Source organism: Sandarakinorhabdus sp. (genome assembly GCF_031422795.1).
Taxonomy (GTDB): domain Bacteria; phylum Pseudomonadota; class Alphaproteobacteria; order Sphingomonadales; family Sphingomonadaceae; genus Sandarakinorhabdus.
In genome coordinates this window covers 1-8,447 of record NZ_JANPML010000045.1, presented here as the reverse complement: position 1 = coordinate 8,447, position 8,447 = coordinate 1, and the positions used below count along the sequence as shown (strand labels likewise).

7 protein-coding genes are annotated in these 8,447 nt (G+C 64.3%); 5 read left to right on the top strand and 2 right to left on the bottom strand.

The features are described from left to right. The coding region (locus RMO81_RS01835; RefSeq protein WP_310474021.1) for a PA domain-containing protein at positions 1-740 on the bottom strand (740 nt) is incomplete at its 3' end. Between the two features lie 93 nt (positions 741-833). Here RMO81_RS01835 and RMO81_RS01830 point away from each other — a divergent pair. Genes RMO81_RS01830 through RMO81_RS01820 form a run of 3 tightly spaced genes read left to right on the top strand, consistent with a single transcriptional unit; the run spans position 834 to position 3,134 of the window. Then, positions 834-1,958, top strand: a complete 1,125-nt coding sequence (locus RMO81_RS01830) for a CoA transferase (RefSeq protein WP_310474020.1) — start codon at positions 834-836, stop codon at positions 1,956-1,958. Further along, a complete protein-coding gene (locus tag RMO81_RS01825; protein ID WP_310474019.1) occupies positions 1,955-2,722 on the top strand; it encodes an inositol monophosphatase family protein in 768 nt (255 codons plus the stop codon). Before RMO81_RS01830 ends, RMO81_RS01825 begins: the two co-directional genes overlap by 4 nt. Positions 2,723-2,759: 37 nt before the next feature. Then, positions 2,760-3,134 carry a YbaN family protein gene (locus RMO81_RS01820; RefSeq protein WP_310474018.1) on the top strand — a complete coding sequence of 125 codons (375 nt, stop codon included), beginning with the start codon at positions 2,760-2,762 and terminating at the stop codon, positions 3,132-3,134. Here RMO81_RS01820 and RMO81_RS01815 read toward each other — a convergent pair. Next, on the bottom strand, positions 3,124-5,187 hold the full coding sequence (locus tag RMO81_RS01815) for a prolyl oligopeptidase family serine peptidase (RefSeq protein ID WP_310474017.1): 2,064 nt from the start codon (positions 5,185-5,187) through the stop codon (positions 3,124-3,126). The genes RMO81_RS01820 and RMO81_RS01815 overlap by 11 nt on opposite strands. Positions 5,188-5,404: 217 nt before the next feature. Between RMO81_RS01815 and ahcY the strand changes: the two genes are divergently transcribed. Together ahcY and RMO81_RS01805 are read left to right on the top strand one after the other, a co-directional pair. Further along, positions 5,405-6,793, top strand: coding sequence for an adenosylhomocysteinase (gene ahcY / locus RMO81_RS01810; protein ID WP_310474016.1), 1,389 nt, complete (start codon positions 5,405-5,407; stop codon positions 6,791-6,793). A gap of 94 nt (positions 6,794-6,887) precedes the next feature. Then, the coding region (locus RMO81_RS01805; protein ID WP_310474015.1) for a TonB-dependent receptor domain-containing protein at positions 6,888-8,447 on the top strand (1,560 nt) is incomplete at its 3' end.

Here is an 8,447-nt window from a genome sequence, read left to right as displayed (position 1 = left end):
TCGCGGGTCAGGCGCTTGGCATCCTTGGTGGCGCCCACGCCCGGCGTGAGCGGATCGCCGGGATAGGTGATCATATCCAGCACGCTGCCACGCTGCACCCCGGCTGGTGGGCGGCCGCCGCCATTTGGATAGCTATCGGCGCTGCCATAGCCATCCTGCTGCGGATCGGAATAGATCAGGCAGCCGATGGCGCCCTGTTCCTGCGCGATCTTGGGCTTCAGGCCGCGCCAGCCGCCGCCGTAACGCGCGATGACGATCTTGCCTTTCACCGAAATGCCGCGCCGCGCCAGCGCTTCATAATCGCCAGGCAGGCCATAGTTCACATAGACGACGGGCGCCGTCACATCGCCATCGCCCTGGAAAGCAACATAGGGCGGCAGCGCGCCGGCGAGATTGTTGGAGGTTTCATCCTGCGGGATGCCCGGCTCCTGCCCGCCCAATTTCTTCGTCACCGGGCCAACCAGTTCCAGCGCGGTCGAAATCGGCGTGGGATACAGCACCTGATAATCGGCGCGTTTCACCTGCCAGCCCCATTCGCGGAACAGCTTTTCGATCAGCGCGGCATTGGCCTGGTTGTGCGGGCTGCCCAGATGATTGGGGCCAGCGGCCATGGTTTTCAGCCACGCCATCTGATCGGCGCTGCTGATCTGGGCATCAAAGGCCGCGTCGCGATTGGCTGCCGGTTGCGCGGCTGCAGCGGTGCCCAGCAAAAGAGCCGCCAGAATCAGTGATCGCATCATCGTCCCCCTCAATTGTTGCTGACAGGTCTATCCAGCCTGCGGGGCGGTGACGAGGGGGAAAAACAACGCTACACGATTGCCATGCCCGGGCCCTTGTCTGACATCACCATCATCGACCTGTCGCGCGTGCTGGCAGGCCCCTATGCCACAATGGTGCTGGCCGATCTGGGTGCTCGCGTCATCAAGGTGGAACACCCCAAGGGCGGCGACGATGCCCGCGCCTATGGCCCGTTCATTCGCGGCCACAGCGCCTATTTCGCCAGCATCAACCGCGGCAAGCAATCCATCGCGCTCGATCTGAAATCCGCCAAAGACCGCCTTGTTTTCGAGGCGCTGCTGGAACGCGCCGATGTGCTGGTCGACAATTATCGCCCCGGTGTGATGGCGCGGCTGGGCTATGGCTGGGAGGGGCTGGCCGCGCGCTATCCACGGCTGATCCATGCCGCCACCAGCGGTTTCGGCCAGACTGGGCCCGACAGCCAGAAAGCCGCCTACGACATGGTGGTGCAGGCGATGGGCGGCATCATGTCGGTCACCGGCCACCCCGGCGGGCCGCCGACCCGCGTCGGCACCAGCGTGGGCGACATCACCGCCGGGCTGTTCACGGTGATCGGCATCCTCACCGCCCTGCACGACCGCGACCGCACCGGAAAGGGCCAGTTCGTCGATGTCGCCATGCTCGACGGCCAGATCGCCATCCTCGAAAACGCCATCGCGCGCTATGCCGCCACTGGCGAATCGCCGGGGCCGCTGGGCGCGCGTCATCCCAGCATCACGCCGTTCGCCGCCTATCAATGCGCCAATGCGCCAATCGTGATCGCGGCGGGCAACGATCAGTTGTTTGCGGCGCTGGCCAAGGCGCTTGGCCTGGCCGACGATCCGCGCTTTGCCAGCAACGATGCGCGCACCGCCCATGCCGAGGAATTGGCAGCCCTGATCGAAGCCGTGCTTGCCACCCGACCGGCCGCGCACTGGCTGAGCCGGCTGGATGCAGCCGGCGTGCCCTGTGGCCCGCTCAACAACATCAGTCAGGCGCTGGCCAACCCGCAGGTGAAGGCGCGCAACATGGTGGTGCACACGGCCTTGCCCGATGGTACACCGCTGATCGCGGCCGGCAATCCGATCAAGCTGTCTGGCCATGCCGACCCTGATACCCGCGCGCCGGCCCCCGGTCTTGATGCCGATCGCGCTGCCATCCTGAAGGAGCTGGGCCTGTGAGCCTGTCCGATCTTGCCCTGGCCGAACTGCTGGCCGAAGCCGCCGGCCAGGCTATCCGCCCGTGGTTCCGCCGGCCGTTCCTGGTTGAGACGAAGGAGGATTTTTCCCCCGTCACCGCCGCCGACCGCGAGGCCGAAGCCGCCATCCGCCGCCTGCTGGAACAATATCGACCCGATGACGGGGTGATCGGCGAGGAATATGGCGACGACCGCCCCGATGCAGAGCGCGTGTGGGTGCTCGATCCCATCGACGGCACGCGGGCTTTCGTTGCCGGCCGGCCCTTGTTCGGCACGCTGATCGGCCTGATGGTGCAGGGCCAGCCGGTGCTGGGTATCATCGATCAGTGCATCATCGGCGATCGCTGGATTGCCGGGCCTGAACAGCCCACCATGCTGAACGGCCAGCGCGTGCATGTGCGCCCGTGCCCCGACCTCGCCCACGCCCGCATCGGCACCACCAGCCCGCAGGCCTTTGAGGCGGCTGATTTCGCCTGTTTCGAACGCGTCCGCGTGGCTGCGGGCGACACGCTTTATGGCGGCGATTGCCACAATTATGGCCTGGCCGCGGCCGGGCATCTTGATGCCGTGGTCGAATCCGGGTTGAAACTGCACGATTGGTGCGCGCTGGTGCCGATCATCACGGGTGCCGGCGGGGTGATGACCGATTGGCAGGGCCAGACGCTCACCACCAGCAGCCGAGGTGCCGTGATTGCCGCCGGCGATCCGGCTCTGGCCGTCGCCATCGCTGCGGCACTGGCGGGATAACACTGGCCTGAACTAACCACCCTGCTAACGTGGGCCAATGTTCCGCACCCTCTGGCTCATCATCGGGCTGATCAGCCTGGCGCTCGGCATTGCCGGCGTGGTGCTGCCGCTGTTGCCAACGACGCCGTTCGTGCTGCTTTCGGCCTATTGCTTTGCCCGATCATCGCCGCGCCTGCACGATTGGCTGCTGAACCACCGGGTTTTCGGCCCGCTCATCAGCAACTGGGAACAGCATCGCGCCGTCTCGCCGCGCGCCAAGGTGCTGGCCGTGCTGTCGATGGCGGCAGTGGTAGGGATTTCCGTAGCGGTTGGCGCGCCGGAACGGGTGATCATTATCCAGGCGGTGATCCTGCCGTTCACCTGCCTGTTCATCATCACCCGCCCCAACGGGCCGCAAGATCCTATTTCGTAAGACCAGTCCAGTAACCGGCAAAGGCCCACAGATCGGCGGCTTCCGCGATGATCTTGTCGGTGGGTTTGCCGCTGCCATGGCCGGCCCGGGTTTCGATGCGGATCAGATGCGGCTTGTCACCGGCCTTGGCAGCTTGCAAGGCGGCGGCATATTTGAAGCTGTGGCCCGGCACCACGCGATCATCGGTGTCGGCGGTCGTCACCAGCACGGCCGGATAGTCCGAACCGCCCTTGATGTTGTGATACGGGCTGAAACCAAGATTGTAGCGGAAATATTCCGGCTTGGTGACATCGCCATAATCATCCACCCAGTACCGCCCGGCGGTCCAGTTGGCATAGCGCAGCATGTCCATCACGCCCACCGCTGGCAGCGCCGCGGCAAACAGATCGGGCCGCTGGTTGGTAACAGCACCCACCAGCAAGCCGCCGTTGGAACCACCCTGAATGGCAAGCTGGCCCTTCGTCGTCAGGCCCTTGGCGATCAGCGCTTCACCGGCCGCGATGAAATCATCGAACACATTCTGCTTATTGAGCAGGCGGCCGCCATCGTGCCAGGCCTTGCCATATTCGCCGCCGCCGCGGATGTTGGCCATCGCAAACACGCCGCCCATTTCCATCCACACCAACCGCGAGACGCTGAAACCCGGCGTGCTGCTGATGTTGAAGCCGCCATAGGCATAGAGCAGCGCCGGATGCGGTTTCGACAGGTCGAGATCCTTGCGGTGCGCGACGAACATCGGCACCTTGGTGCCATCCTTCGACGGGGTGAAGATCTGGCTGACCATATAGTCGCCCGGATTGAAGGCGACCTTGGCCTGGCGCTCCACCGTGGCGGTATTGGTGGCCGCATCATAGCGCCAGATCGAGCCCGGCGTCGCAAAGCTTGAGAAGGCAAAATAGGTCTTGCCGTCGTCCGACGCTTCAAAGCCTGCCGCCGTGCCAATGCCGGGCAGTGGCACCACGCCCACCGGCTTGCCGTCCATCTCGTACAGGCGGACCACAGATTTGGCATCTTCCAGCGTTTCGGCCACCAGCCGCCCCCCAACCAGCGATGCGCCATTCAGCGTCGCCGCGCCCTCGGCCACGATTGGCGTGATGGCGCCGGTCAGGGCGTTCATGGCGACGATCCGACCCTTGGGTGCTTGCCTGTTGGTGCGGAAATAGAGCGTGTCGCCCTTCGATCCCGCCAAGGTCCAATCATGGTCCAGCCCGGTCACCAGCGCGCGCGGCTTCTCGTCCTTGGTAATATCGGCGATGCGCACTTCGTAACGATCGTCGGTGCCTTCGGCGGTGATGATCACCAGCCAGCGGCCATCATCCGTAACCTGGCCGAAATGGCCGCGCTTGGGATGTTCGGGCATTTCAAAGATCAGCTGATCCGCCGATTGTGGCGTGCCGAGCGTGTGGAAATACAGTTTCTGGTTGAGGCTGACGCCAAGATATTTCGGGCCGGCCTGTTCGGGGAAGCGCGAGTAGTAAAAACCCGAGCCATCTTTCTTCCAGGCGATGGCGCTGGATTTCACCCACTCGATCACGTCCGCCCGGTCCTGCCCGGTGGCCACATCGCGAACTTTCAGCGTGCGCCAATCGGTGCCGCCATCCTGCACGGCATACACCAGCAATTTGCCGTCGTCCGATGCTTCCCACTCGGCCAATGCGGTGGCGCCATCCTTGGCCCAGGGATTGGGATCGATCAGCACGCGCGGTTCGGCGCCGGGCGATTGCACATAGAGCACAGACTGGTTCTGCAGGCCCGAATTGCGGGCGAAGAACTGCACGCCAGCCTTCACCCGCGGAATGCCAAATCGCTCATAGTTATACAGCTCGGTCAGCCGGGCGCGGATCGCATCACGCTTGGGCAGGCCGGCCAGGTAACCCATGGTCACCTTGTTCTGCGCCTCCACCCATTTGGCGACATTGGCATCGGTGCGCACATCGGCTTCCAGCCAGCGATACGGATCGGGGACGGACACGCCATGGCGCGCCTCCACCTCGAACCCGCGCGGGCTGTCGGGATAGGTGATGGGGGCAGCAAGCGCCGACGTCGCACTCATGAGAGCGGCCACGAGCAAGGTTGAACGCACGGAAATTCTCCTCGGGATGCAGGCATGGCCATTGGTCTAGCCGCGCCGGGGCCTGCCGCCAAGCGCCGAAGCCCGCAACAGGGCAAGCAGCCCACCTGAGGTATCATATAAAGCTATCTTTATACTTGAATATGATGCCGCCTGCCGCTACGGGAGCACCATCATCCCCGAGAACAGGAATCACATTATGGCCGTCGATTATGCCATCCGCGACATCACCGAAGCCGATTTCGGCCGCCGCGAAATCAACATCGCCGAAACCGAAATGCCCGGCCTGATGGCCCTGCGCGCCGAATTCGGTGCGTCCAAGCCGCTGAAGGGCGCGCGCATCACCGGTTCGCTGCACATGACGATCCAGACCGCGGTGCTGATGGAAACGCTGGTGGCACTGGGCGCAGAACTGCGCTGGGCCACCTGCAACATCTTTTCCACCCAGGATCATGCCGCTGCGGCCATGGCGGCTGCCGGCATCCCGACCTATGCCATCAAGGGCGAAAGCCTGGCGGATTATTGGGATTATGTCGGCCACATTTTCAATTGGGGCGATCTCACCTCCAACATCATCCTGGATGATGGCGGCGATGCCACCATGTTCGCGCTGTGGGGCGCCCGCCTCGAAGCCGGCGAAACCATGGGCGAGCCGGAGAATGAGGAAGAGGTCGAATTCCAGCGCGCGCTGAAGGCCTACATCAAGGCCCGCCCCGGCTATCTGACCGAGACCGTGAAGAACCTGAAGGGCGTTTCGGAAGAAACCACCACGGGCGTGCACCGCCTGTATGAACTGGCCAAGCAGGGCCGGCTGCCGTTCCCGGCGATCAACGTCAACGACAGCGTCACCAAATCGAAGTTTGACAATCTTTATGGCTGCAAGGAATCGCTGGTCGACGCCATCCGCCGCGCCACCGATGTGATGCTGGCCGGCAAGGTCGCTGTCGTCGCCGGCTTTGGCGACGTTGGCAAGGGCTCGGCGCAATCACTGCGCAACGGCGGCGCTCGCGTCATGGTCACCGAAATCGATCCGATCTGCGCGCTGCAGGCCGCCATGGAAGGCTTTGAAGTCGTCACCATGGAAGACGCCGTGAAGCGCGCCGACATTTTCGTGACGGCCACCGGCAACATGGACGTCATCACCGCTGAACACATGAAGTCGATGAAGCCCAACAGCATCGTGTGCAACATCGGGCACTTCGACAGCGAGATCCAGATCGCTGCCCTGTCCAACTACAAGTGGACCGAAGTGAAGCCGGGCACCGACGTCGTCGAGTTTCCTGATGGCAACCAGATCATCGTGCTGGCCAAGGGCCGCCTGGTGAACCTGGGCTGCGCCACCGGCCACCCCAGCTTCGTGATGTCGGCCAGTTTCACCAACCAGGTGCTGGCCCAGATCGAACTGTGGACCAAGGGTGCATCTTACGAAAACCGCGTTTACGTGCTGCCCAAGCACCTCGATGAAAAGGTTGCCCGCCTCCACCTCGAAAAGCTCGGCGTGAAGCTCACCAGCCTGTCCGAAAAGCAGGCCGCCTACATCGGCGTTGGCGATGCCGGCCCGTTCAAGCCGGATCATTATCGTTACTGATCGCGGCGGCGGTATCTGGCCGCATTGCGATTGACCTTTGCCGGCGCTGCCAGCATTGCCCTCGGGTGATGAGGGCAGCGCCGGAATTGTTTTGATGAAATATTTCTGCCTGTTCGCCGCTGCCATGCTGACAGCCGCGCTTCCTGCTGCGGCTCAGGGTGTGACGCCGGCTCCGCTCACTGCGGCTGGCAACCGCGCCGGGGAAAATGCCGTGCGCCAGGCTGGAGACGCGTTCGGCACCGTCATCGGCCGCGAGGAAATCGGCCTCTACGATGAAAGCAACGTGCGCGGCTTTTCGCCCCGCGTGGCTGGCAATGTCCGCATCGCCGGGCTGTATTTCGATCCGGTGTTCTTCCCGTCCGACCGGATCAGCGGTTCGACCGTGATCCGTGTCGGCCCCACCGTGTTCGGCTCGCCCTTCCCCAGCCCCACCGGCGTGGTCGATCTGGGTCTGCGCGTTCCCGGCGACAAGGCCGGCGCCAGCCTGCTGGTCAATGTCGACAGCTGGGGCAGCCGCATGATCGAGGCCGATATCGCCCTGCCGGTCAGCGACGCGTTCAGCCTTGGCATCGGCGGCCAGATCAACCACGAACATATGGGCGATGGCACCCGCGACTATTATTACGAAGCCGCCCTCATCGCACGCGTGCAGCCGGCGCCGGGCATCGAATTCGTGCCCTTTGTCAGCCTCGCCTACACGCCGTTTCACGAAGCCGCGACCATCTATGTGCCGGCCGGCGAAGCCCTGCCACCGCGCCTGCCGCGCAATTTCTGGAACGGCCCGGCCTGGCAGCGCACCCGCGAAACCGAGCTGAATGCCGGCGCCGTGCTCAGCGCCGATCTGGCGCCGGGTTGGGCGCTGAAGGCCGGGCTGTTCCGATCATCGGTGGCCTATTTCGAGGATTTCACCAATCTGCTCAACGATGTACAGCCTGATGGCCGCGCCCGATCGCAGGTGATCGTCGATCCGCCCTTGCTGTTTGCCTCCACCAGCGGCGAAGTGCGACTGACCCGCAGCTGGAGCGAGGGCCGCCGCGCTCACCAGTTGCACCTTGCGGTGCGTGGCCGCGATGCCCGGCGGCGCTTTGGCGGTGCCCAACTCGTCGATCTCGGCCCGACCACGCTCACCGCGCCCATCACGGCCCCGCAGCCTGCTGCTGCCTTCACCGAACAGGAACGCGACCGCTTCCGGCAGTGGACGCTGGCGGCTGGCTATGAAGGCCGCTGGGACGGTGTCGGCGAAATTTCGCTGGGCCTGCAACACAGCGATTATCGCAAGCGCATCGGGCTGCCCGGCGTCGCACCGGTTGCCACCGCCACGCGGCCGCTGCTGTTCAACGCCAATCTGGCGGTCACCCTTTCGCCCCGGCTGGCGGTCTATGGCGGCCATGTCACCGGGCTGGAGGAATCGGGCGTCGCGCCAGAAAACGCCGCCAATCGCAACGAAGCCCTGCCGGCCATCCGCACCCGCCAGTGGGATGCCGGCCTGCGCTGGAATCCCGTCGGCGATCTGCGGCTGGTGCTTGGCCTGTTCGAGGTCACCAAACCCTATTTCAACCTCGATCCCGCAGGCCGTTTCAGGCAATTGGGCGAAGTGCGCAACCGGGGCCTGGAAGCCTCGTTCAGCGGCCCGATCACGCCGCGATTGAGCGTG

Bases quoted from the DNA above. Each gene is read 5' to 3' on its own strand.
- RMO81_RS01820 (WP_310474018.1), top strand. From the start codon at position 2,760: ATGTTCCGCACCCTCTGGCTCATCATCGGGCTGATCAGCCTGGCGCTC.
- RMO81_RS01815 (WP_310474017.1), bottom strand. From the start codon at position 5,187: ATGAGTGCGACGTCGGCGCTTGCTGCCCCCATCACCTATCCCGACAGC.
- ahcY (WP_310474016.1), top strand. From the start codon at position 5,405: ATGGCCGTCGATTATGCCATCCGCGACATCACCGAAGCCGATTTCGGC.